20 protein-coding genes are annotated in these 23618 nt (G+C 76.8%); 9 read left to right on the top strand and 11 right to left on the bottom strand.

The features are described from left to right. The first annotated feature begins 121 nt into the window (after positions 1-121). The 4 genes from AAHH18_RS15080 to AAHH18_RS15065 all read left to right on the top strand — a co-directional run bounded on the left by AAHH18_RS15080 (position 122) and on the right by AAHH18_RS15065 (position 6490). The gene (locus tag AAHH18_RS15080) at positions 122-2353 is read left to right on the top strand and encodes a HelD family protein (RefSeq protein ID WP_343302162.1); all 2232 of its coding nucleotides are present in this window, start codon (positions 122-124) and stop codon (positions 2351-2353) included. Positions 2354-2456: 103 nt separating this feature from the next. After that, positions 2457-3653, top strand: a complete 1197-nt coding sequence (gene serA / locus AAHH18_RS15075; RefSeq protein WP_283320040.1) for a phosphoglycerate dehydrogenase — start codon at positions 2457-2459, stop codon at positions 3651-3653. A gap of 25 nt (positions 3654-3678) precedes the next feature. Beyond that, positions 3679-4728 carry an aldo/keto reductase gene (locus AAHH18_RS15070; RefSeq protein ID WP_343302161.1) on the top strand — a complete coding sequence of 350 codons (1050 nt, stop codon included), beginning with the start codon at positions 3679-3681 and terminating at the stop codon, positions 4726-4728. Positions 4729-4789: 61 nt separating this feature from the next. Continuing rightward, on the top strand, positions 4790-6490 hold the full coding sequence (locus AAHH18_RS15065; protein WP_343302160.1) for an AMP-binding protein: 1701 nt from the start codon (positions 4790-4792) through the stop codon (positions 6488-6490). Between the two features lie 206 nt (positions 6491-6696). On the opposite strand, the gene AAHH18_RS15060 is transcribed toward AAHH18_RS15065, so the two are convergent. Beyond that, a complete protein-coding gene (locus tag AAHH18_RS15060) occupies positions 6697-8736 on the bottom strand; it encodes a S9 family peptidase (protein ID WP_343302159.1) in 2040 nt (679 codons plus the stop codon). Positions 8737-8815: 79 nt separating this feature from the next. After that, a complete protein-coding gene (gene nrdR, locus AAHH18_RS15055; RefSeq protein WP_343302175.1) occupies positions 8816-9331 on the bottom strand; it encodes a transcriptional regulator NrdR in 516 nt (171 codons plus the stop codon). A gap of 183 nt (positions 9332-9514) precedes the next feature. On the opposite strand from nrdR, the gene AAHH18_RS15050 reads away from it, so the two are divergent. Both AAHH18_RS15050 and AAHH18_RS15045 read left to right on the top strand, forming a co-directional pair. After that, positions 9515-9976 carry a MarR family winged helix-turn-helix transcriptional regulator gene (locus tag AAHH18_RS15050; protein ID WP_343302158.1) on the top strand — a complete coding sequence of 154 codons (462 nt, stop codon included), beginning with the start codon at positions 9515-9517 and terminating at the stop codon, positions 9974-9976. Continuing rightward, complete coding sequence (locus tag AAHH18_RS15045) at positions 9973-11121, top strand: DUF6544 family protein (RefSeq protein WP_343302157.1); 1149 nt, start codon at positions 9973-9975, stop codon at positions 11119-11121. The genes AAHH18_RS15050 and AAHH18_RS15045 overlap by 4 nt, the downstream gene beginning before the upstream one ends. 456 nt (positions 11122-11577) lie before the next feature. On the opposite strand, the gene AAHH18_RS15040 is transcribed toward AAHH18_RS15045, so the two are convergent. Continuing rightward, positions 11578-12015, bottom strand: a complete 438-nt coding sequence (locus AAHH18_RS15040) for a LysM peptidoglycan-binding domain-containing protein (RefSeq protein ID WP_343302156.1) — start codon at positions 12013-12015, stop codon at positions 11578-11580. A gap of 294 nt (positions 12016-12309) precedes the next feature. Here AAHH18_RS15040 and lexA point away from each other — a divergent pair, with 294 nt between their 5' ends. Beyond that, on the top strand, positions 12310-13050 hold the full coding sequence (gene lexA / locus AAHH18_RS15035) for a transcriptional repressor LexA (RefSeq protein ID WP_343302155.1): 741 nt from the start codon (positions 12310-12312) through the stop codon (positions 13048-13050). 109 nt (positions 13051-13159) lie between these two features. On the opposite strand, the gene AAHH18_RS15030 is transcribed toward lexA, so the two are convergent. Then, on the bottom strand, positions 13160-14224 hold the full coding sequence (locus tag AAHH18_RS15030) for an aminotransferase class V-fold PLP-dependent enzyme (RefSeq protein ID WP_343302154.1): 1065 nt from the start codon (positions 14222-14224) through the stop codon (positions 13160-13162). Between the two features lie 81 nt (positions 14225-14305). Between AAHH18_RS15030 and AAHH18_RS15025 the strand changes: the two genes are divergently transcribed. Continuing rightward, the gene (locus AAHH18_RS15025) at positions 14306-15265 is read left to right on the top strand and encodes a LysR family transcriptional regulator (RefSeq protein WP_343302153.1); all 960 of its coding nucleotides are present in this window, start codon (positions 14306-14308) and stop codon (positions 15263-15265) included. Positions 15266-15284: 19 nt separating this feature from the next. On the opposite strand, the gene AAHH18_RS15020 is transcribed toward AAHH18_RS15025, so the two are convergent. The 3 genes from AAHH18_RS15020 to hflX all read right to left on the bottom strand — a co-directional run bounded on the left by AAHH18_RS15020 (position 15285) and on the right by hflX (position 20223). Continuing rightward, positions 15285-16256 carry an L-lactate dehydrogenase gene (locus tag AAHH18_RS15020; protein ID WP_255596361.1) on the bottom strand — a complete coding sequence of 324 codons (972 nt, stop codon included), beginning with the start codon at positions 16254-16256 and terminating at the stop codon, positions 15285-15287. 182 nt (positions 16257-16438) lie between these two features. After that, on the bottom strand, positions 16439-18613 hold the full coding sequence (locus tag AAHH18_RS15015) for an ATP-dependent DNA helicase (protein WP_343302152.1): 2175 nt from the start codon (positions 18611-18613) through the stop codon (positions 16439-16441). 56 nt (positions 18614-18669) lie between these two features. Then, a complete protein-coding gene (gene hflX / locus AAHH18_RS15010; RefSeq protein WP_459349151.1) occupies positions 18670-20223 on the bottom strand; it encodes a GTPase HflX in 1554 nt (517 codons plus the stop codon). Positions 20224-20342: 119 nt separating this feature from the next. Here hflX and AAHH18_RS15005 point away from each other — a divergent pair, with 119 nt between their 5' ends. Further along, positions 20343-20954 carry a class I SAM-dependent methyltransferase gene (locus AAHH18_RS15005; RefSeq protein WP_343302151.1) on the top strand — a complete coding sequence of 204 codons (612 nt, stop codon included), beginning with the start codon at positions 20343-20345 and terminating at the stop codon, positions 20952-20954. A 13-nt stretch (positions 20955-20967) separates the two neighbouring features. Here AAHH18_RS15005 and AAHH18_RS15000 read toward each other — a convergent pair whose 3' ends face one another. From AAHH18_RS15000 to AAHH18_RS14985, 4 genes are all read right to left on the bottom strand, one after another. After that, the gene (locus AAHH18_RS15000; protein WP_343302150.1) at positions 20968-21426 is read right to left on the bottom strand and encodes a thioredoxin family protein; all 459 of its coding nucleotides are present in this window, start codon (positions 21424-21426) and stop codon (positions 20968-20970) included. A 55-nt stretch (positions 21427-21481) separates the two neighbouring features. Further along, the gene (dapF, locus tag AAHH18_RS14995; protein WP_343302149.1) at positions 21482-22444 is read right to left on the bottom strand and encodes a diaminopimelate epimerase; all 963 of its coding nucleotides are present in this window, start codon (positions 22442-22444) and stop codon (positions 21482-21484) included. Beyond that, complete coding sequence (gene miaA, locus AAHH18_RS14990) at positions 22441-23397, bottom strand: tRNA (adenosine(37)-N6)-dimethylallyltransferase MiaA (RefSeq protein ID WP_343302148.1); 957 nt, start codon at positions 23395-23397, stop codon at positions 22441-22443. Before miaA ends, dapF begins: the two co-directional genes overlap by 4 nt. Beyond that, on the bottom strand, positions 23394-23618 hold a 225-nt coding region (locus AAHH18_RS14985), incomplete at its 5' end, for a hypothetical protein (RefSeq protein WP_343302147.1). The genes miaA and AAHH18_RS14985, both read right to left, overlap by 4 nt.

The raw sequence follows: 23618 nt of genomic DNA, 5'->3' as shown, positions 1-23618 counted from the left end.
GGCGGATAATGGACGGCCGCTCGCGCCGGGAACCCGTCGCGCGGGCGTGCACGGCGTGCGCGCGACGACCGTGCGGGGCGGGACCGAGGACGGCGCAGAGGGACGACGGACGGGAGCACCGGTGACCGGGATCGAGGCGCAGCTGGCCGCCGAGCAGGACGTCGTCGACCGGCTCTACGCGCGGCTCGACGAGCTGCGGGACCAGACGCGGCAGCGCCTCGCGGAGGTGCGGCGCGTCGGGCCATCGGGCTCGCCGCAGAACCGCTCCGAGCGGGACGCGTTCGCGACGCTGTACGAGGACCGGCTCGCGCGCCTGGAGGCCGTGGAGGACCGGCTCGCGTTCGGCCGGCTGGACCTCGCCGAGGGCGGCCGGCGCTACATCGGCCGCATCGGGCTCAACGACGACGAGCACGCGTCGATGCTGACCGACTGGCGCGCGCCGGCGGCGCAGTCGTTCTACCGGGCGACGTCCGCGCAGCCCGACGGCGTCGTGCAGCGCCGCCACCTGGTGACGCGCGGCCGCCGCGTGACCGGCCTCGAGGACGAGGTGCTCGACCTCGCGGTCCTCGCGGACGACGGCGCGGCCGAGCGCCTGGGGGCGCTGTCGGGCGAGGGCGCCCTGCTCGCCGCCCTCGCCGCGCGCCGCACCGGGCGGATGGGCGACATCGTCGCGACGATCCAGGCCGAGCAGGACGCGATCATCCGCGCGGAGCTCGCCGGCGCGCTGGTCGTGCAGGGCGGTCCCGGCACCGGCAAGACCGCGGTCGCGCTGCACCGCGCCGCCTACCTCCTCTACGCGCACCGCCGCACGCTCGAGCGCTCAGGCGTGCTGCTGCTGGGGCCGAGCCGCACGTTCCTGCGCTACATCGACCAGGTGCTGCCCTCGCTCGGCGAGACCGGCGTGGTGTCCACGACGGTCGCCGAGCTGTTCCCGGGCGTCGTGGCAGCCGGCGAGGAGGACGACGCCGTCGCCGAGATCAAGGGCCGCCTCGTGTGGCGCCGGATCGTGGAGCGCGCCGTCCGGCAGCGGCAGCGGGTCCCCGACCGGCCGACGTCCGTGACGATCGACGGCCGGACCGTCGTGGTGCGGCCGTCCGACGTGCGGTCGGCGATCGCGCACGCCCGCCGCGGCCACCGCCCGCACAACCAGGCGCGGGTCACGTTCGTCCGGGACATGCTGGGCCGGCTGGCCGAGCAGTACGTGAGCCAGCTCGGCTGGTCCGTGGCCCCGGACGAGCGCGGCGAGATCATCGAGGAGCTGCGCACCACCCGGGAGATCCGGGTGGCGCTCAACCTGGCGTGGATGCCGCTGACGCCCCAGGGTCTGGTGTCGGCCCTGCTGAGCCGCCCGGCGCGGCTCGACGCGGCGGCCCCGGAGCTGTCCGCGCACGAGCGCGCGGCGCTGCTGCGCGAGCCGGACGCCCCGTGGACGGCCGCGGACGTCCCGCTGCTCGACGAGGCGGCCGAGCTGCTCGGCGAGGACGACCAGGCGGCGCGGGCGCAGGCCAAGCACGACGCCGCGCAGCGCGCGCAGGAGCTCGACTACGCCCGGCAGGTGCTCGAGCAGTCCGGCGGCGGCCTGGTCTCGGCGGAGCTGCTCGCCGACCGGTTCGCGGCCACCGGCCCGGCGCTGACCACGGCGGAGCGCGCCGCGGCGGACCGCACGTGGACGTACGGCCACGTGGTCGTCGACGAGGCCCAGGAGCTGTCGCCGATGGCGTGGCGGATGGTGCTGCGCCGCGTGCCCACCCGGTCCCTGACGGTGGTCGGCGACGTGGCGCAGACGTCGACGGCCGCGGGCACCCGCGACTGGGCGGCCACGTTCGACCGCCTGCTCGCGGGCGGCTGGCGCCTGGCCGAGCTCACCGTCAACTACCGCACGCCCGCATCCGTGGCGGTGGCGGCCGAGCGCGTCGGGCGCGCCGCGGGGCTGCCGCTGACGCCCGCGACGTCCGCCCGCGACGTCGACGACGCGCTGCGCACCGAGCAGGTGGAGGCCGGCGGCGTCGCCGAGGCGGTCGCGCGCCACGCGGCCGAGGCCCTCGCCGACGTGCGCGACGCGTCGGGCGCCGGGCGGGTCGCCGTCATCGCGGCCCCCGAGGCGCTGCCGGCGCTCGCCGCCGCGCTCCCCGGGGCGGGCGCCACCCGCGCGGGCTCACCGGACCTCGACGCGCCGCTGACCCTGATGACGCCGACGCAGGCCAAGGGCCTGGAGTTCGACGTCGTGGTGCTCGTCGAGCCGGCGGACGTGCTCAAGGGCGGGGCCGGGGACCTGTACGTCGCGATGACGCGCCCGACGCAGGCGCTGCGGGTCGTGCACGCGCTCCCGCTGCCCGCCGGCTGGGAGGCCTGAGACCCCCGCCCGCCCCACGGCGGGCGGGGCCGGGGACCCGGGTGCGTGTCCGAGGACCGGGACCGGCTTGGAGCGTGCGACGCCGAGGCGCACCATAGGGTCCGTGCCACGCGCCCTGCTGCTCGAGAACCTGCACCCCCAGGCCCGGACCATCCTGGAGTCCGCCGGCTACGAGGTCGTGACGCGCTCCGGCGCGCTCGACGAGTCCGAGCTGGTGGAGGCCCTCCAGGGCGTGCACCTGCTCGGCATCCGCTCCAAGACGCAGGTGACGGAGGCCGTGCTCGACGCGGCGTCCGACCTCGTCTCCATCGGGGCGTACTGCATCGGCACCAACCAGATCGACCTGCACGCCGCGGCGTCCCGCGGCGTCGCGGTCTTCAACGCGCCCTTCTCCAACACGCGGTCCGTGGTCGAGATCGCACTGGCGGACATCATCGCGCTGACCCGGCGCCTCACGGTGCTCGACCGGTCGATGCACGACGGCGTCTGGAACAAGTCGGCGGACGGCGCGCACGAGGTCCGCGGCCGCACGCTCGGCATCGTGGGCTACGGCAACATCGGCACGCAGCTGTCCGTGCTGGCGGAGAACCTCGGCATGTCGGTCGTGTTCTACGACACCGCGGAGAAGCTCGCGCTCGGCAACGCGCGGCGCGCGGAGACGCTCGACGAGCTGCTGGACGTCGCCGACATCGTCACGCTGCACGTCGACGGCCGCAGCGGGAACGCCGGGCTGTTCGGCGCGAAGCAGTTCGCGCGGATGCGCCCCGGGGCCGTGTTCCTCAACCTGTCCCGCGGGTTCGTCGTCGACTACGGCGCGCTGCGCGACGCGGTGCTGTCGGGCCACGTCGCGGGCGCCGCCGTCGACGTGTTCCCGGTGGAGCCGAAGCGCAAGGGCGACCCGTTCGAGTCCGAGCTGCGCGGCCTGCCGAACGTCATCCTCACCCCGCACACGGGCGGCTCGACGGAGGAGGCGCAGGAGGCGATCGGCCAGTTCGTGTCGAACAAGCTGCGCGACTTCATGAACACCGGCACCACGATGCTCAGCGTCAACCTGCCGAACCTCACCCTCGAGCACCGGCCCGGGGTGCACCGCCTCACGTACCTGCACCGCAACGTCCCCGGGGTGCTGGCGGCCGTCAACCAGACGCTCGCCGAGCACGGTGCCAACATTGAGGGCCAGCTGCTCGCGACCCGCGGCGAGGTCGGCTACGTGGTGACGGACGCCGTCGCCGTGGAGCCCGACGTCGTGGCGGCGCTGCGGTCGCGGCCGGAGACGATCCGCCTGCGCGTCGTCGACTGAGGCGGGCGCCGCTACGGTCGGGGGCATGCACCTCGCCGACCCCGAGCGCCACGACCGCCTCCCCCTGCGCCGCGCCGGCCGCACGGGGCTCGACCTGCCCGCGGTGACGCTCGGGCTGTGGCAGAACTTCGGCGACGGCACGCCGTTCGCCGACCAGCGCGCGCTCGTGCTGCGGGCGTTCGACCTCGGCGTCGTGCACCTGGACCTCGCGAACAACTACGGTCCCCCGCCCGGCGCCGCTGAGGAGTCCGTCGGCCGGCTGCTCGCCACGGACCTCGCGCCCTACCGCGACGAGCTGCTGCTCGCGACGAAGGCCGGCTACCGGCAGTGGCCCGGGCCGTACGGGGAGTTCGGGTCCCGCAAGTACCTGCTCGCGTCGCTGGACCAGTCGCTGCGCCGGCTCGGCGTCGACCACGTCGACGTGTTCTACAGCCACCGGTTCGACCCGGCGACTCCGCTGGAGGAGACGATCGGGGCGCTCAAGACCGCCGTCGACTCGGGGCGGGCGCGCTACGCCGGCATCTCGTCGTACTCCGCCCGCCGCACGCGGGAGGCCCTGGCGGTCGCGGACGGCATCGGGCTGCCGCTGGCGCTGCACCAGCCGTCGTACTCGATGCTGAACCGCTGGGTCGAGCAGCCCGACGACGCCGCCGGCGGGCGCAGCCTGCTCGACGTCGCCGGTGACGCCGGCCTCGGGGTCGTCGCCTTCTCGCCGCTCGCGCAGGGGATGCTCACGCGGAAGTACCTGGGCGGTGTGCCCGAGGACTCCCGGGCGGCCCGGGGCGGCCCGCTGCGGCCCGAGTACCTCAGCGACGAGAACCTGGCGCGCGTCCGGGCGCTGGCGGCCGTGGCCGACGCCCGCGGGCAGTCGCTGGCGCAGCTCGCCATCGCGTGGGTGCTGCGGGACCCCCGGGTGACGTCGGTGGCGCTCGGCGCACGCACGCCGCAGCAGCTCGAGGAGAACCTCGCCGCGGTCCGCGGGCCCGCGCTGACGGCCGAGGAGGTCGCGGAGATCGACCGGCACGCCGTGGACGCGGGCATCAACCTGTGGGGCTCGCGGTCGTCGAACCTGTGAATCCACGGTTGCCTGAGGCTACGCCCGCGTAACTTACGGCTGCGTAGGTTACGGTGTGCTCGTGAGCGACTTCTCCCGTCCGTGGCACGCCTCCTACGCCCCCGGGGTCCCCCCGGAGGTGACCGTGCCCGACGAGCCGCTGACGGCAGCCCTGGAGCGTTCCGCCGCCACCTGGCCGGAGCGCGTCGCACTCGACTTCCTCGGCGCGACCACCACGTACGCCCAGCTCGCCGACCAGGTGGCCCGCGCCGCCGGTGCCCTGCACGACCTCGGGGTCCGCGCCGGCGACCGCGTCGCGATCGCGCTCCCGAACTGCGCCTCGCACGTCGTCGCGTTCTACGCCACGCTCCGCCTCGGCGCCGTCGTCGTCGAGCACAACCCCACGTACACCGCCGCCGAGCTCGGCCACCAGCTCGCCGACTCCGGCGCCACCGTCGCGCTGGTCTGGGAGAAGGCCGTCGCCGCGGCGCTCGAGGCCCGGCCCGGCACCGACGTGCGGACCGTCGTCGCCGTCGACGTGTCCGCCGACCTGCCCGCCGCCAAGCGCCTCGCGCTGCGGCTCCCCCTGCCGGCGGCCCGCCGGACCCGCGACGCGCTGCGGGCCACCCCGCCGGCCGGCACGCCCGTGTGGCACCGCCTGGTCGCGGCGGCCTCGCCGCTGCCGTCCTCGCACCCGCTGCCCACGGCCGACGACGTCGCGCTGCTGCAGTACACCGGCGGCACGACGGGCACCCCGAAGGGCGCGGTGCTCACCCACCGCAACCTGGTCGCCAACACGGTGCAGGGCCAGGCGTGGACGGGCGCGGAGCCGGGCACCGAGACGATCTACGGCGTCCTGCCGTTCTTCCACGCCTTCGGCCTCACGCTCTGCCTCACCTACGCCACCCGCGTCGGCGCGACGCTCGTGGTGTTCCCGAAGTTCGACCCCGAGGCCGTCCTCGCGGCCCAGCGCCGCCGGCCCGGCACGTTCCTGCCGGCCGTCCCCCCGATGCTCGACCGCCTCGCCGCGGCCGCCGAGGCACGGTCCGCGGACCTCACGTCGTTCCGGTACGCGATCTCGGGCGCGATGTCGCTGTCGCCGCAGACCGCCGCCCGGTGGGAGCGGCTCACCGGTGGCCTCGTCATCGAGGGCTACGGGATGACCGAGACCTCCCCCGTCGCGCTCGGCTCACCCCTGTCCCCCGCCCGCCGGCCCGGGGCCCTCGGGCTGCCGTTCCCGAGCACCGACGTCCGCGTCGTCGACCAGGAGGACCCGACCCGCGAGGTGGTGCCGGGCGAGCAGGGCGAGCTGCTGATCCGCGGGCCGCAGGTGTTCCAGGGCTACTGGGGCCGGCCGGACGAGACCGCCGGGCAGCTGCTGCCGGGCGGCTGGCTCCGCACGGGCGACGTCGTGCGGCTCGACGACGACGGGTTCGTCGTCCTCGTCGACCGGATCAAGGAGATGATCGTCACCGGCGGGTTCAAGGTGTACCCGTCGCAGGTGGAGGACAAGCTCCGCACGATGCCCGGTGTGCGCGACGTCGCCGTCGTGGGCCTGCCGGGCGGGGACCTGGGCGAGAAGGTCGTCGCCGCCGTGGTCATGGAGCTCGGGCACGCCCAGGTGGAGCTGCAGGCCGTGCGCGAGTGGTGCGCCGAGCGGCTCGCGCGGTACGCCGTCCCGCGCGAGATCGTCATTCTCACCGACCTGCCGCGCTCGCAGATCGGGAAGGTGCTGCGCCGCGTGGTCCGCGACGACCTGCTCGCGGCCGCCGCCCCGGCCTGACACCCGGCCGCACCGCCGGCACCCGTCCCGACAGGGCGCCGCCGCTCCGCGCGCGAGCTCACCGGACCGCGCGGGGTCACCGCACCCCGCGCGATGTCGCCAGCGCCCCGCGCGAGGTCGTCACACCTGGCCGAGGTCGTCACGTGGGCGTGACGACCTCGGACCGATGTGACGACCTCGCGGGCTCCGGCCGGGCGGCCGGGCCGTCAGGCCGTGGTGACGGGCAGGCGCGCGGCCCACCAGGCGAGCACGTGCTCGAAGCGCACCAGCCGGTGCTGCGGCCGGCCCGACCGCGTGAGCTCGTGGCCCTCCCCCGGGAACAGCAGCAGCTCGGCAGGGACCCCGCGCCGCTTGAGCTCCACGAACCAGCGCTGACCCTGCTCGACGGGGCACCGCCAGTCCTGCTCGGAGTGGATGACCAGCGTGGGCGTCGTGACCCGCGCGACGTGCGCCATCGGCGACTGCGCGGCCACCGCGGCGCGCTCCTCGTCCGTGTCACCGTCGCCGAGGTACTCGAGCCCGAAGAACCAGCCGATGTCGCTGGAGCCGACGAAGCTCACCGGGTCGAGGAACCCGCGCTCGACGATCGCCGCGGCGAACCGGTCCGTCCGCGTCGTGAGCCAGGCGGTCAGGTAGCCGCCGTACGAGCCGCCCATGACGCCGACGCGCCCGCCGTCCAGCGCGGGGTCGGTCAGCGCGGCGTCGAGCAGCGCCAGGACGTCGTCGGTGTCGACGGTGCCGAACGCGTGCCGGATCGCCGAGCCGTGGGCGGAGCCGTAGCCCGCCGAGCCGCGCGGGTTGCCGTACACGACGGCGTACCCGGCCTCCGCCAGCGTCTGCACCTCGTCGAACAGCCCGACCGTGTACTGCGCGTACGGGCCGCCGTGGATCATGAGGATCGTCGGGTGCGGGCCGGCGAACCGCTCGGGGTCGGGCGTGACCACCCAGCCGTGGACGGGGTAGCCGTCCGGCGCCGTCGTCGTCAGCTCCCGCGGCGCGCGCACGCGCCCGGTCGCACGCAGCGGCGCGGACCAGTCGGTCAGCACCCGGGTGGTACCGGACGCGAGGTCGACCGCGTGCAGGTCCCCGGACGTCAGCGGGCCTGCGGCGGCGACCACGGCGACCGGCGCGCCCGGTGCGGCCGCCACGCCGTGCACCGCCAGCTCCCCGGTCACGAGGTCGCGCGCGGAGCCGTCGGCGCGCAGCTCGCGCAGCAGCACCGTCCCCCGGTGGAGAACCCCGGCCAGCACGCCGTCGGCCGTGACCGCGAAGGTGCCGGGGTCCAGGTCCACGGCCTCCTCGTCGGTCAGCCGCTGCGGCTGCCCGTCCGCCCGGGGGCCGGCGTCACCGTCCGCGCCCGCGGTCAGGCCGAGCCGGTACAGGCCGGTCTGCCGGGCGACGAAGTCCCTCCCGGACGTCCCCATGTCCTGCGCGAGCAGCCACAGCGTCGTCCCGTCGGGCGACGGCAGCGCGGCCGAGACCGCCAGCGTGCTGCCGGCGTCCGCGTCGGTCAGCGCGCGCGGCGCCGCGTCCGCACCCTCCGCGGTGTCGACCACCACGGCGTCGGCGCGCAGGTCCTCGTCGCGCGAGGCGTGGCGTGCCGCCACCACCACCACGTGGCGCCCGTCGGGGAGCCACTCGGCCTGCTCGACGTCCAGCTCCCCGGACGTGACCCGGCGGGCCGGCACCGCGTCGTCGCCCTCCGCCGGCGTGCTGCGCCCCGGCAGGTCGGCCGGCACCGGCACGACGAACAGCTGCCGCCGCTTGTCCCGGGTGAAGCCCACGCCGTCGTTGCGGTACGGGAACGTCGTGATGTGCCGCGGCCGCTCGGCACCGGCGTCCTCGCCGGCGACGTACCGGCCCTCCTCGGGCACCCGCGCGACGAACGCGAGCGCGGACCCGTCCGGCGACCACCGGGACGTCTGCACGCCCAGCGGCGCGTCGGTGAGTCGCACGGGCTCGCCGCCGGCCGCCTCGACGACGTGCAGCTGGGGACGTCCCTTCGGCTCGGCGCGCAGGAACGCGACCCACCGCCCGTCCGGCGACACCCGGGGGTCCGTGTCGCGGTGGCCGCGGGTGAGCCGGACCGGCTCGCCCGAGCCGTCCGTCGGCACCCGCCAGAGCTGGCCGGTGTACTCGTCGAGGTCGAGGTCGGGCGCGGTGCGGGAGACGACGGCGTACGAGCCGTCCGGACCGAGCGCGGGGGTTCCGGGGACGTGCAGGAGCGAGAGGTCGGTGGGGATCACCCGACCGACCGTAGTACGCCCGGTACCGGGGCCGGGCGTCGCAGCGCCGGAGGTCACCCCGCCGGCCGCACCGACCCTCTCAGGAGACGGCCGGGGCGTCGCCCTCGCCGGTCGTGGCGGCCCCCGCGGCACGCGCGGCGTCCGCCACCTCGTTCTCGGCGCGCAGCACCGTGATCGCGGCCTCGAAGTCGTCCAGGCTGCTGAAGGCCTGGTAGACGCTCGCGAAGCGCAGGTACGCGACCTCGTCCAGGTCGCGGAGCGGCCCGAGGATCGCGAGGCCGATCTCGTAGGCGTCCAGCTCCGCGGACCCGCTCGCGCGCAGCGTCTCCTCGACCCGCTGCGCCAGCAGCGCGAGGTCGTCCTCGCTCACCGGCCGGCCCTGGCACGCCTTGCGGACGCCGTTCACGATCTTCTCGCGGCTGAACGGCTCCGTGGCCCCGGACCGCTTCACCACGGAGAGGCTGGCCGTCTCGATCGTCGTGAACCGGCGGTTGCACTGCGGGCACTGCCGGCGTCGGCGGATGGACAGACCGTCGTCCGACGTGCGGGAGTCGACGACGCGCGAGTCCGCGTGGCGGCAGAACGGGCAGTGCATGAGGGCCTCCAGCAGGTCCGGGTCGTGCGGCCGGCACGGCGGCGGGCGCCGCGCCCTCCCGGACGACCGGGACACGGTAGGACCGGCGCCGCACCCGGTGCAACACCGTCCCGGCCCCGGGACGTCCCACGGAGGGACCTCCGTCCCCCGCGGGACCCGCGCGATCCGTAATACCTTACGCACATGACGCGCGCGGCAGACGAGGCGGAGCTGTTCGGGACGCTGTTCGTGCTCGGGCAGCACCTGACGCGCCACACGGACGAGGCCCTCACCGGCTACGGCGTCACGAGCCGGCAGTGGCTGCTGCTCGCGGTGCTCGTGCGCGGCTTCCCGGGCGAGCACCCGACGCTGACGCGCGCCGCGGAGGTCGTCGGCACCTCACGGCAGAACGTCAAGCAGATCGCGCTGCAGCTCCAGCGTCGCGGCCTGGTGGACCTGGTCCCCGACCCGGCGGACCGCCGGGCCACGCGCCTGCGCACCACACCGCGGGTCGCCGAGCTGTTCGACTCCCCCGCCGCGGTCGCCCAGCAGCAGGGGCTCGTCGCGCGGGTGTTCGCCGGCCTCGACGACGCCGACCTGGCCCGGCTCGCCGACCTCGTGGGCCGGTGCCTCGCCGCGCTCGCCGACGGGAGGACCCCCGCGTGACCGGCCGACCCAGGAGCACTGTCCACCTCGCCGTGGGCGCGCTCGCGGTGGCGCACGGCGCGGCGCACCTGCTCGTGCTCGCCGCCACACCCGGAGGTCCGGGCCTGGCCGGCGACGCCGCACCCCCGGCGGTCGGGTCGGCGGAGGGCCTCGCGTGGCTCGCCACGGCGGTGCTCCTCATCGGGGCCGGCGCCGCCCTGATCGCCGACCGGCCGACCTGGTGGCGGACCGGCGCGGTCGCGGTCGTGGCGTCCCAGGTGCTCGTGGTGTCGCACGGCGACGCCCGCTGGGGCACCCTCGCGAACGTCGTGCTCGGGATCGCGGTCCTGCACGGGTGGTGCGCGACGGGGCACCGGTCCGCCCGCGCGCGGTACCGCCGCGGCGTCGCGGCCGCCCTCGCCGCAGCCGACGTCCGGGCCGACGCCGACCGGGCGGGCGCCGTCACCGCGGACGACCTCGCGACGCTCCCGGCCGCCGTCGCCCGCTACCTGCGGCGCACCGACAGCGTCGGTCGCCCGCCGGTGACCGCCGTGCGCGTGACGCTGCACGGCCGGATCCGCAGCGGGCCGTCCGACCGGTGGATGACCTTCACCGGCGAGCAGGTGGACACCGCCGGCCCCCGCCCCACCCGGCACTTCCTGCTGGACGCCACCGCGGCGGGGCTCCCGGTCGACGTGCTGCACGTGCTGACCGAGGGCAGGGCCACCATGCGGGGTGACCTGCTCTCCGTCGTCCCCGTCCTGCGCGGCGCGGGCCCGGCGATGGACCGGAGCGAGACGGTGACGCTGTTCAACGACCTCTGCCTGATGGCGCCGTCCGCGCTGCTCGCCGCACCCGTGACGTGGGAGGAGCTCGACGCGCGCCGCGTGCGGGGGACGTACCGGCAGGGCGGACACTCCGTGCGGGCGGTGCTCGAGTTCGACGAGGACGGCGACCTCGTGGACTTCGTCTCCGACGACCGCTTCCGCGCCACGCGCGACGGGCGGTCGTTCACACGCGAGCGCTGGTCGACACCGGTGGACGGCTACGCGGTGCACCACGGGCGCCGGCTGCCGTCGGCGGCCGCCGCGATGTGGCACCCGAGCACGGGCGAGCCGTTCCGCTACGCCGAGATGGTGCTGGACGACGTCGCACCGGCGCGGTGACGCCCGGACGTCGCGCCGACGCGGTGACGCCGAGGATCCGACCCAGCGCGGCGACGCCGAGCATCCGACCCAGCGCGGCGACGCCGAGCATCCGACCCAGCGCGGCGACGCCGCGACGTCGACCCGCCCCGAGGCGCACCGGGCAGCGGAGCTGCCCGTGCTGCCGGGACTCGTGCGCCCGGGCCGGACATGACGACGGGGGTGGCCGCGTGTGCGGCCACCCCCGTGGGGACGCCCCCGTCCCGTCTCGTCCGGGCGACTCGCCTCGCGCGGACGGTTGCTGCACGCCTCGCGCCGGGCGGCGGGACGAACCCACGGTGCCGGCGACGACGCGTCCCTCGCGGCGAGCCCCCCAGCCAGCCGTTCGAGGTGGCACCACAGTAGAGGCAGGCGTCCCAATTACGCAAGCGTCCTGTGCCGTTATTCACGGCGGCCCGGATGCACCGGACCAGCAGGTCAGGAGCCCGCAGGCAGCAGCAGCACCTGACCCGCCATCAGCGAGGCGTCCGGCAGTCCGTTGAGCTCCTGGAGCCACAGCACGACGTCGCGCACGTCCTCGCCCGGGGCCGCCACGTCGGCGGCGATCTGCCAGAGCGTCTCGCCGGCCACCACGGCGTGGGTCGTGACCTCGGTCGCCTGCTGCGGACCGTCCGCCACCGCGCGGCCACCGACGACCCCTCCGAGCACCACGAGCAGGGCCAGGACGAGCAGGACCGCACGACCCCGGCGCGTCAGGTGCAGCGTCGCCTCGGGGGCGGCGGACGGACGCGCGGCGGTGCGCTCCCGGCCGGCGGACCGCGCCGTCACCGGGCCCACCGCGGCAGGACGAGGACGGGCCGGCCGCTCGGCCACGGGACGCGTCCCGAGTCGCGGCTGCACTGCGATGGCGCTCATCTCCACCACTTCCCTCCTGGGCCGCCTCGCGACCCGCCGAACACCTGTTCGTTCGAACGTCTGTACGAACTGAACCACACCCGGAGCGCGATGTCGAGACACGATCGAACAGGTGTTTGATCCACCCGTCCGCGCGCCCTACGCTCGGGGACGTCGGGAACAGCGCACCACGAGGGTCTGACACGACCGCCGGGCGGACGCCGCCGGGTGGGTCCGCAGCCCCGTGACCTGCGCGGTCGCCCGGCTCGGCGGACGGGTGCGGCAGGCACCGGCGCCACGGAGACGGGAGCGGAGATGGCCATCGAGGGATCCGGCGCGACGGCGGGCGCGGCAGACGGGCCTGCCGTGGTCGAGCTCGACGCCGAGGGCGACGGGCTGACCCCGAGGCAGCGCCTGGTGCTGGAGACCGTGCGGGCCTCTGTCGAGTCCCGCGGCTACCCGCCGAGCATGCGCGAGATCGGCGACGCCGTCGGCCTCACGAGCCCGTCGAGCGTCAAGCACCAGCTGACCGCGCTCGAGCGCAAGGGCTACCTGCGACGCGACCCCAACCGGCCGCGCGCCATCGAGGTCGTCCAGCCGGACGACTCGCGCGGCGTCGCCCCCCTGCCGGGCGTCGCGGGCCTCGGCGACGAGGACAGCGCCCCCCGCGACGGCGCGCCCGAGGCGGCCTACGTGCCGGTGGTCGGCCGGATCGCCGCCGGCGGGCCCATCCTCGCCGAGCAGCTGGTCGAGGACGTCTTCCCGCTCCCCCGCCAGCTCGTCGGCGCCGGCGACCTGTTCCTGCTCAAGGTCGTCGGCGACTCGATGGTCGACGCCGCGATCTGCGACGGCGACTGGGTCGTCGTCCGCCGCCAGCCCGTGGCCGAGAACGGCGAGATCGTCGCCGCGATGCTCGACGGCGAGGCGACCGTCAAGACGCTCAAGCGCACCGACGGCCACGTCTGGCTGATGCCGCAGAACCCCGCGTACTCGCCGATCGACGGCGACCACGCCCAGGTGCTCGGCCGCGTCGTCTCGGTGCTGCGCGCGCTGTAGCGGCGCCCGCCGCGACGCCGCCCGGACCTCGGCGGCGGCGGCGCCCGCCCGGACCACCGGGCCGGGGACGCCCGCGGACGTCGACCGCCCCTCGGGCGACCCGCCGCGCTCAGGCCGCAGCGTCCCCGCCCGACGGCGTCAGCGCCGCGAGGGCGCGCGCGACGTCCTCCTCGTCGTTCCAGACGTGGAAGGCGAGCCGGACGCGCCCGGCGCGCCCGGCCACGCGGCACCCGACCGCGCCCAGGGCGGCCAGGCGGCTGCCGTCCGGGTCCGCGAGGCTGACGACGGCGGACCCGCCGGGCTCCAGGCCCAGCCCCGCGCGGAGGGCGTCCGCGAGGCCGACCCCGTGCGCCCGCACGGCGGCGGGGTCGGTCGTGGCGAACGCGTCGAGCGACTCCGCGGCACCGAGCCAGGCCTGCCAGGCCGGGGAGACGTCGTACCGGCGCGCGTCGGACGCCAGGTGCATCGCGGGCCCGTAGCAGGAGGCCCACGGGTCCTCGCCGGCGTACCAGCCCGCCTGCGCGGGTCGCAGCCCGTCCTGCGCCTCCTCGCGCACGGTGAGGAACCCGGTGCCGCGCGGGGCGCAGAGCCACTTGTACGCGGCCGTGACGGACACGTCGTACCGGCCCGCGTCCACGGGGAGCCACCCGGCCGCCTGCGTCAGGTCGCACAGCGTGCGGGCACCGGCCGAGCGCGCCGCCGCGACCACGGCCTCGTCGTCGAGCACCTCCCCCGTGGCCGACTGGACCAGTGCGTAGGCCACGAGGTCCACGCCGGGCACGACCGCCTCGGCCAGCCGCGCGGCCGGCACGTGCTCGACCCGGATCCGGTCGCCCTGCGCGAGGAACGGGAACACCACGGACGTGAAGTCGCCGTCCACGCAGACGACCCGCGCGCCGTCCGGGAGGGAGCCCGCGACGAGCGAGGTCATCGCCGAGACCTGCGACCCGATCGCGACGCGTGCCACGGGCAGGCCCACGAGGTGCGCGAACGACGCGCGCGCGGCGCGGACGGCCGCCTCGTAGCCCGGCACGTCGAGCCGGCCGCCGCCCCAGCGGTCCAGGTCGTCCCGGAGCGCCTGCACCGTCCGCCGCGGCGCGACGCCCGCGGTCGCGGCGTTCAGGTAGCCCGGCGCGGGGTCGAAGTCGGCGCGGAGCTCGTCGAGGGATCGCATGCCGGAGACTCTGCCCGGAGACGCTCATGCGGACAAGCGCCAGTTTCTCCCGTACCCATGCGTCTAACTTATGCTCCGAGGATGTCGCCCCGACCGCTCGACGCCGCCGCCCTCCGCCTCGTCCGCGCGGTGCACGACACCGGCAGCGTGACCGCCGCCGCGCGCGCCCTCGGGCTGACGCAGCCCGCCGCCAGCCAGCAGCTCCGGGCGGTGGAGCGGGCGGTCGGCACGCCGGTCGTCGTCCGCGCGGGGCGTGGCGTGCGCCTGACGGAGGCCGGCCTGGTGCTCGCCCGGAACGCCGCCGCCGTGCAGTCGGCGCTCGACGCCACGCTGGAGGAGGTCGCGGCCGTGGCGTCGCTGCGGGCCGGGCGGGTGCGCGTCGCCGCGTTCCCCTCGGGCGCCGCCACCCTGCTGCCCGCCGCGCTCGCCGCGCTCCGCGCCGAGCACCCCGGCCTGAGCACGACGTTCGCCGAGGCGGAGCCGCCCGAGGCGCTCGCCGAGCTCGCCGCCGGCAGGGTCGACGTCGCCCTGACGTTCCGCGCCGCGGACGCCGCGCCGCCGGACGACGGGGAGGGCCGCGGCCTGCTCCGGGTGCCGCTGCTGGACGACGACGTCCTCGTGGTGCTGCCCGCCGCCGACGGCCGCCGGTCCGGGGAGCCGGTGGCGCTCGGCACGCTCGCGGACCGCCCGTGGATCGCGGGCTGCCCGCAGTGCCGCGCGCAGCTCGTGGGCGCGTGCGCGCGCGCCGGGTTCGCGCCCCGGGTGGACTTCGCCACCGACGACTACCTGGCCGTGCTCGGGCTGGTCCGCGCGGGGCTCGGGGTGGCGACCCTGCCCGGGCTCGCGCTCGCCGCCCTGCCGCACCCCGGCGTCACGGTCCACCCGGCGCACCCCGGGACGTCGCGCGTCGTCGAGGCCGTCGCGGCACCCGGGACGGCGCGGGTCCCGGCGGTGGCCGCCGCGCTCGCCGCCCTGCGCACCGCGGCCTCGGGCGTCGAGCACCCCCACGTCCGGCCGCGTGGCGCGACCGGGCGCGTCTGAGACCCGGCGCCGCGGTCGCTCAGAGCCCGAAGCGCCGCGCCACCGCCCGCAGCGACTCGGCCGAGCGCTTGAGCCCCGCGAGCTCGTCCGTCGACATCGGCACCTGGAGCCGCTCGCCCACGCCGGAGCGCCCCACCACCGACGGCACCGAGAGGCACACGTCCGAGATGCCGTGGTAGCCGTCCAGCAGCGACGACACGGGCAGGATCCGCCGCTCGTCCTTGACGATCGCCTCGATGATCCGGGACCCGGCCAGCGCCACCGCGTAGTTGGTCGCGCCCTTGCCGGCGATGATCCGGTACGCGGAGTCGACCACCTCGCGGGCGATCGAGTCGCGCACCTCGCGCGTCAGCGGCACGTGGCCGTCCATCGCGTTCCAGTCGAGCAGCGGGACACCACCGATCGTGGCGGACGACCACAGCGGCAGCTCGGTGTCGCCGTGCTCGCCCGCGATGTACGCGTGCACGTTCTGCACGGCGACGCCTGTGTACTGCGCGATGAGGTACCGCAGCCGGGAGGAGTCCAGGACGGTCCCGGAGCCGAAGAGCTGGGTCGGCGGCAGGCCGGACACCCGCAGCGCCGCGTACGTCACGATGTCGACCGGGTTGGTCACCATCACGTACACCGCGTTCGGCGCCACCTCGACGAGCGACGGCAGGATCTTCTTGACCAGCGAGATCGTGGCCTCGGCCAGGTCGATGCGGGTCTGGCCCGGCTTCTGCTTCGCCCCGGCGGTGACCATGACGACGTCCGCGTCCGCGCACGCGGCGATGTCGTCGGACCCGACCACCTCGGCCATCGGCATGAACTGGATGCCGTGGCCCAGGTCGAGCGCCTCCGCCTCCACCTTGGCCTTGTTGATGTCGTACAGCACCACGCTGCGGGCCGCGCCGCGCATCAGCGCCGCGTACGCCATGGTCGACCCGACGGCGCCCGCGCCCACGACGGCGAGCTTGGTGGTGCGGCGCGGTCCGGCGGCGGTCCCCGGCAGTCCGAGCTCGTCGCCCTCGACGTCGTTCGTCTGATCGCTCACGGCGGTCCTCCCGGTGGTGCTGGTGCTGCGTCGGCGCCGGTCGGCGCGCTGCTGCGCACGAGGCTAGCCGCCCCCGGGCCGGCTGTGCGTCCGCTCGGCTGCGACGCACGTCACGGGCCCGCGCGGGCCCGGACGCGCGATCAGGGCTGCGCGAGCCGGCGCAGCGCCCCGAGCGCGACCTCGCGGTCCGTGGTGCGCCAGAACGCCGGCAGCGACCGCGCCAGGAACTCCCCGTACCGCGCCGTGGCGAGACGCGGGTCGAGGACGGCGACGACGCCCCGGTCGTCCACGGACCGGATGAGGCGCCCGGCCCCCTGCGCGAGCAGCAGCGCCGCGTGGGTGGCCGCGACGGACATGAACCCGTTGCCCCCGGCCGCGGCGACGGCCTCGGAGCGGGCCGACCGCACGGGGTCGTCCGGGCGCGGGAACGGGATGCGGTCGATGATCACGAGCTGGTTCGCCCGGCCCGGGACGTCGACGCCCTGCCAGAGCGACAGGGTGCCGAACAGGCACGTGGCCTCGTCCTCCGTGAACCGCCGCACCAGCGTCGGGAGCTGGTCCTCGCCCTGCACGAGCACCGGGACGTCCAGCCGCTCGCGCATCGCCTCGCCGACGGCCACCGCGGCGCGACGCGACGAGAACAGCCCGAGGGTCCGGCCGCCGGCGGCCGTGACGAGCGCCTCGATCTCGTCGAGCTGCGCGTCGGTCGCCGGCTCGCGCCCGGGCGGCGGCAGACGGCGCGCGATGTAGAGGATGCCCTGGCGCGGGTAGTCGAACGGGCTGCCGACGTCCACGCCGTGCCAGGGCAGGGTCGCGGTCGCGGACGACCCGGTCCCCTCGGCGCCCGCCCGCCCGCGAGCGGACGCCTCCCCCGCGGACGCCGCACCCCCCGCGTCCGTCCCCTCGCTCCCGCCCGGCGCCCCGAGCACCGCCGCGGGCGTCGCCACGGAGGCCGTCGCGGCGGCCGCCTCGCCCGCCCCCTCGAGGCCGATCGCCCGCGCCATCGGCCGGAACTCCCCGCCGAGGCTGAGCGTGGCCGAGGTCAGCACGGACGCCCTCCCGGCCAGCAGGTTCGTGCGGATCAGGCCGTTCACCGCGAGGGGCGCCGCGTACAGCCGGGTCGCCCCGTCGCGCTCCCCGCGGGAGCACCACAGGACGGTGAACCGCTGGTCGTCGGGGTCCGCCGCCATCCGCTCGGCCACCTCGAACAGCGCCAGCACCGCGGACGTCGCGATCTTCAGGCCCGGGTCCGGCTGGGCGCTCTCGCCCGCGGCGGGCTTCTCCGGACGCAGGGCGGTGAGCAGCGACCGCGCGGCGTCCCGCACCATCGCCACGGTGGCGCGCGTGCCCTCCGGCAGCCCCTGGGCGAACCGGCCCTCGGGCAGCTGCATGAGGGCGGTGCCGAGCGCCGCGGCGGCACCGTCGAGGTCGGTCGTCGCGACACCGGCGTGGCGGCGCGCCATCCGCCCGGCGTGCTCGACGGTGGCCACCGACAGCTCCGCGGTCGACTGCGCCGTGACGCGGTCGGCAAGCTCGTGCGCCTCGTCGACCACGAGCACCTGGTGCTCGGGCAGCACGCCGGGCGAGCCGGACGCCGCGATCCCGAGCATCGCGTGGTTCGTCACGACGACGTCGGCGGACCGCGCCGCGGCCCGCGCCCGCTCGGGGAAGCACTCGTCGAGCACCGGGCACCGCTGCCCCAGGCACTCCAGCGCCGTCACGGAGACCTGCCGCCACGCGCGGTCACCGACGCCGGGCACCAGGTCGTCCCGGTCGCCGGTCTCCGTGGCCTCCGCCCACTCCCGCAGCCGGACCACCTGGGCCCCGAGCGACTCCTTCTCCGCGGGCTCGCCGTCCGTCGCCTCCGCGGTCGCGGGGTGGTCCGCCGCACCGCGGTCCCCCAGGTCGAACAGCATGCCCTGGTCGTCCGGCGGGTAGCCGCCCGCGGTCTTGTGCACGCAGACGTAGTTGTGCCAGCCCTTGAGCAGGGCGACCTGGGGGGGCCGCGGCAGCTCCGGGGCGAGCGCGTCCGCGACGAGCGGCAGGTCGCGCGTCATGACCTGGCGCTGCAGGGCGAGCGTGGCCGTCGAGACCACGACGCGCTCGTCGGCCAGCACGGCGTGCCGGACCGACGGCACCAGGTACCCGAGCGACTTCCCGGTGCCGGTGCCCGCCTGGACCATCACGTGCCGGCCGGCCTCGATGGCGTCGGCGACCTCCCGGGCCATGCGCCGCTGGCCCTCGCGCGGCGCACCGCCGAGCGCCGCCACCGCCACGTCGAGGAGGTGGTCGACGTCCGGGGCTGGATCAGGCACCCGGACAGGGTAGTCGCGCGCGCCGACAGCCCCGCACGCGGCGTCGTCGGCGGGCGTCAGCGGCCGCGGACCGCCGCGGCCGCCAGCTCGGACGCGAGGCCGGCGTCGACCCGCCCGCGCAGCGCCGTGCCGAGCTCGGTGTGCTCCTCCGCGTCGATCTCCCCGGTCTCGTGCACCCGGTGGACCAGGTCGCCGCGGTCGTACGGGATCACGACGTCGACCGTGACGCCCGGGCGCGGGAGCTGGTCGGCGATGACCGCCTGGAGCTCGTCGATCCCGTCGCCGGTGTGCGCCGAGACGACGACCGCGCCGTGCTCGCGCGAGCGCAGGCGGGCGAGCGCCTCCGGCTCGGCGAGGTCGGCCTTGTTCAGCACGATGATCTCGGGCACGTCCATCGCGCCCGGGATGTCGGCGAACACGTGCCGCACCGCGGCGATCTGCCCCTCCGGGTCGGGGTGCGAGGCGTCCACGACGTGCAGCACCAGGTCCGCGTCGGCGACCTCCTCGAGCGTCGACCGGAAGGCCTCCACGAGCTGGTGCGGGAGGTTCCGGACGAAGCCCACCGTGTCCGCCAGGGTGTACACGCGGCCGTCCGCGGCCTGGGCGCGGCGCACGGTCGGGTCCAGCGTGGCGAACAGCGCGTTCTCCACGAGGACGCCGGCGTCGGTGAGCCGGTTCAGCAGCGAGGACTTGCCGGCGTTGGTGTAGCCGGCGATCGCCACCGACGGGATCGCGTTCTTCTTCCGGGACGCCCGCTTGGTCTGCCGGGCGGGCTCCATCGCGGCGATCTCGCGGCGCAGCTTGGCCATCCGGTTGCGGATGCGGCGGCGGTCCAGCTCGATCTTCGTCTCACCGGGTCCGCGGGAGCCCATGCCGGCCCCGGCGCCGCCGACCTGGCCACCCGCCTGCCGGGACATCGACTCGCCCCAGCCGCGCAGGCGCGGGAGCAGGTACTCGAGCTGCGCGAGCTCGACCTGAGCCTTGCCCTCCCGCGACTTGGCGTGCTGGGCGAAGATGTCGAGGATCAGGGCGGTCCGGTCGACGACCTTCACCTTGACGACGTCCTCCAGTGCGCGGCGCTGCGAGGGCGCCAGCTCCCCGTCGACGACGACGGTGTCCGCGCCGACGGCCAGGACGACGCCCGCGAGCTCCGCGGCCTTGCCGGACCCGAGGTACGTGCCGGGGTCGGGCGTGGACCGGCGCTGCAGCAGCCCGTCCAGCACCTCGGAGCCGGCCGTCTCGGCGAGCGCCGCGAGCTCCCGCAGCGAGATCTCAGCGGTCTCCTGCGTCGTGCCCGGGCCGCCCCAGAGGCCGACGAGCACCACGCGCTCCAGCCGGAGCTGCCGGTACTCGACCTCGGTGACGTCCTGGAGCTCCGTCGAGAGCCCCGCCACCCGGCGCAGCGACGTGCGCTCCTCGAGGTCGAGCTGCTCCCCGTCGTGCGCGGTGTGGACGGTCGCGCCGTCCTGGAGCGCCGTGCCCGCCCGGGCCAGCACGCGTGCGACGACGTCGTCGGCGACCCGCTGGGCGTCCCGCGCGGCCTGCTGCGGGTCCCCCGGTGCGTCCGTGACGTCCTGCTCGCGGGTCGGGGGGGTCTGGGGATCGGTCACGCGCGTCCTTCGGTGTCGGCGACGGGCGTCCGTCGTCGGCGCCCGGTGTCCAGTGTCGCGCGCCCCGGGGGGCCGCGCGAGGCAATTCGCCACCGGCGGACGCCGGTAGGGTCGCGGACGTGAGCCCCGAGCACTACTTCACGGCCGAGCCCGCGTCGGACGGCGAGCTCCGGCGCCGCACCGTGCACCTGGCCGGCCGGGACCTGGACGTCGGGACGGCGGGCGGCGTGTTCTCCCCGGACCACCTCGACGCGGGGACCGAGGTGCTGCTGCGCCACGTGCCCGCGCCGCCCCGCGCCGGCGACCTGCTGGACCTCGGGTGCGGGTGGGGGCCGGTCGCGCTGAGCCTCGCGCTGGCGTCCCCCGCGGCCCGCGTGTGGGCGGTCGACGTCAACGAGCGCGCCCTCGACCTCACGCGCCGCAACGCGGCGGCGCACGGGCTGACCGGGGTGCGCGCGGTGCGCCCGGAGGACGTCCCGGACGACGTGCGGTTCGCGGCGATCTGGTCGAACCCGCCGATCCGGGTGGGCAAGGAGACCCTGCACGCGATGCTCCGCCAGTGGCTGCGCCGGCTCGTCCCCGGTGGTGAGGCGTACCTGGTCGTGGCGAAGAACCTCGGGTCGGACTCCCTGCTGCGCTGGCTGGGCGAGGAGCTGGGGGGCGAGGCGGACGTCGACCGCGTCGCCACGTCCCGGGGGTTCCGGGTGCTGCGGGTGGTCGCCGCGGGCTGACCGGCGGCCGGCGTCAGCCGGCGACGGCGGCCACCGCCGCACGGGCCTGCGCGAGCGACGGCACGCCGGTCACGCGCGCCACGGGCCGACCGCCGCCGTCGAGCAGCACGACCGTCGGCGTCTGCGTCACCGCGAACCGCTCGGCGAGGTCGGCCCGGTCCGCGACGTCGACCTCGACGTGGGCGACGCCCTCGGTCGTCGCGACGACGCGCTCGAGGATCCGGCGGGTCGCGCGGCACGGGGCGCAGAACGCCGACGAGAGCTGCACGAACGTGGCCGCGGCGCCGAGCGGGTGGCGCAGCGCGCCCGCGTGGAGGGGCTGCCCCGCCGCGTCCGCCGCGGTGGCGCCGGGCGGGAGGGCGCCGGGCGGGAGCGCGCCGGACGGGAGGGCGCCAGGCGGGAGCGCGCCGGACGGCGGCAGCACGTCACGCGCCGGCGTGCCCGCGTCACGCGGCCGGGGATCGGGGGTCACGGAGACGGAACGCCTCGTCGCCGCCGTGGTGTTCCCGGACGGCCGGCGCCCGTGCTCAGCCCGCGAGCGCCGCGACGTCGACGTCGACGTCCGCGACGAGCACCGCGGGCCCTGCGAGCTCGACGTGGCCGTCCGCGAGCGCCGTGACCCGCACCGTGCCGCCGGGGACGTCGACCAGCCACACGTCGGGCGCCTGCGGCCCGGCCCACGTGCGCACGGCGAGCGCCGCGGCGCAGGCGCCGGTGCCGCAGGACCGGGTCTCCCCCACGCCCCGCTCGTGCACCCGCATCCGGAGGCGTCCCAGCACGGTGCCGTCGGCGTCCCGCTCCTCGCCGAGGGGCACGACGAGCTCGACGTTGGTGCCGTGCGGCGGCACCGGCTCGACGGCCGGCGCCCGCGTGAGGTCGGCGGCGTCCAGCTCGGCGTCCCCGGCGAGCGCGAGCACGGTGTGCGGGTTCCCGAGGTCGACGCCGAGCGCCGGCCGGGGCACGTCGAGCCCGGCCACCGCGACCTGGGCGTCGAAGCCGGCGGACACCGCCCCGGTGCCGCCCGGCAGGCGCCACGCGCCCATGTCGACGGCGTACCAGAGCTCGCCGGCCGGCCCCTCGACCTCGCGGACGCGGCGGACGCCGGCGCGCGTGCCGAGCACGAGCTCGCCCTCCGCGGGGTCCCAGAGCCCGAGCGCCCGCGCGTACGCCGCGACCACCCGGACGCCGTTGCCGCACATCTCCGCCACGGAGCCGTCGGCGTTGCGGTAGTCCATGAACCACGTGGCGGCGGGGTCCTCGGCGAGCACGGCGGCGCCCTCGGGCAGGTCGCCGCTGGCGACCAGCCGGATCACGCCGTCCGCCCCCACGCCCGCGCGCCGGTCGGCGAGCGCCCGGACGAGCGCCGCGTCGAGGTCGACGCCGTCGCGGCCGTCCAGCAGCACGAAGTCGTTCTGGGTGCCGTGCCCCTTGGTCGCGTGCAGCACCCGGGAGGAGGTGGCGGTCGCGGGCGCGGCTGTGGGGACGGTCATGAACCCAGACTACGGCGGGGCGCCGGGTCGGCCGTGGCGAGGCCGAGCTCGCCGGCGTCCGCGGCCGCCACCAGGGCGAGCGCGCGCTCCGGCAGGTCCGGGTCCTGGGCGTCCAGCCAGTGCACCCGGGGGTCGCGCCCGAACCACCCCATCTGCTTGCGGGCGAGACGCCTCGTCCCGGCGACGACCTGCGCGCGGGCCTCGTCCAGCGTGATCTCGCCCCGCAGCGCCGCGATCACCTCCGCGTACCCCACGGCGTGGGCCGCGGTCCGGCCGATCCCGCTCTTCACGAGCCCGCGCACCTCGTCGACGAGCCCGGCCGCCCACATCCGGTCGACCCGGGCCTCGACCCGCGCGTCGAGCACCGCCCGGTCGCAGTCGAGCCCGATCTGCACCGCCGGGACGGCGTAGTCGTGCCCCGGCAGGTTCGCGGAGTACGGCCTGCCGGTCAGCGCGACCACCTCCAGCGCGCGCACGATCCGCCGGGCGTTGCGCGGTCCGATGCTGTCCGCCGCCACGGGGTCGACGGCCGCCAGCTCCGCGTGCAGCGCGCGGGCACCCTCCGCCTCGACGCGGGCCTCGAGCCGGGCGCGGACCTCCGGGTCGGTGCCCGGGAACTCGATGCGGTCGAGCAGGGCCCGGACGTAGAGCCCCGAGCCGCCGACCACGACGGGCCGCCGGCCGCGCGCCCCGATGTCGGCCACGGCCGCGCGGGCGTCGCGCTGGTAGGCGGCGACGCTCGCGTCCTCGGTGGGGTCCAGCACGTCGAGCAGGTGGTGCGGGACGCCGCGGCGCTCGGCCGGCGCCAGCTTCGCGGTGCCGATGTCCAGCCCCCGGTAGAGCTGCAGCGCGTCGGCGTTGACGACCTCGCCCCCGAGGCGCTCCGCGAGCGCCAGGCCGAGGTCGGACTTGCCGGTGGCCGTCGGGCCGACGACAGCGACGACGAGGGTCACGGGGCCTCCTGCGCGGCAGGGTGCCCGGCCGCGTGCCAGGCCGCCACGACGTGCCACGCGCCCGCGACGACCTCGACCCGCGGCCCGGACACCCGCACGGGACCCTCCGCCGCGGCGGCGGCCGCGCGCCACGTCGGCCACCCGGACACCGCGAGCTCGCGGGCCGCCCGCGGGCCGAGCGCGTCCAGCGCCTGCGCCAGCGCGGCGGGACCGCCGGCCAG

The sequence above is a fragment of the Cellulomonas olei genome (genome assembly GCF_039548315.1).
GTDB lineage: Bacteria > Actinomycetota > Actinomycetes > Actinomycetales > Cellulomonadaceae > Cellulomonas.
The sequence above is the reverse complement of the archived record's forward strand: the minus strand, read 5'-3'. Positions and strand labels throughout refer to the sequence as shown.

Bases quoted from the DNA above. Each gene is read 5' to 3' on its own strand.
- AAHH18_RS15070 (WP_343302161.1), top strand. From the start codon at position 3,679: ATGCACCTCGCCGACCCCGAGCGCCACGACCGCCTCCCCCTGCGCCGC.
- nrdR (WP_343302175.1), bottom strand. From the start codon at position 9,331: ATGCACTGCCCGTTCTGCCGCCACGCGGACTCGCGCGTCGTCGACTCC.
- AAHH18_RS15050 (WP_343302158.1), top strand. From the start codon at position 9,515: ATGACGCGCGCGGCAGACGAGGCGGAGCTGTTCGGGACGCTGTTCGTG.
- AAHH18_RS15040 (WP_343302156.1), bottom strand. From the start codon at position 12,015: ATGAGCGCCATCGCAGTGCAGCCGCGACTCGGGACGCGTCCCGTGGCC.
- lexA (WP_343302155.1), top strand. From the start codon at position 12,310: ATGGCCATCGAGGGATCCGGCGCGACGGCGGGCGCGGCAGACGGGCCT.
- AAHH18_RS15030 (WP_343302154.1), bottom strand. From the start codon at position 14,224: ATGCGATCCCTCGACGAGCTCCGCGCCGACTTCGACCCCGCGCCGGGC.
- AAHH18_RS15025 (WP_343302153.1), top strand. From the start codon at position 14,306: ATGTCGCCCCGACCGCTCGACGCCGCCGCCCTCCGCCTCGTCCGCGCG.
- dapF (WP_343302149.1), bottom strand. From the start codon at position 22,444: ATGACCGTCCCCACAGCCGCGCCCGCGACCGCCACCTCCTCCCGGGTG.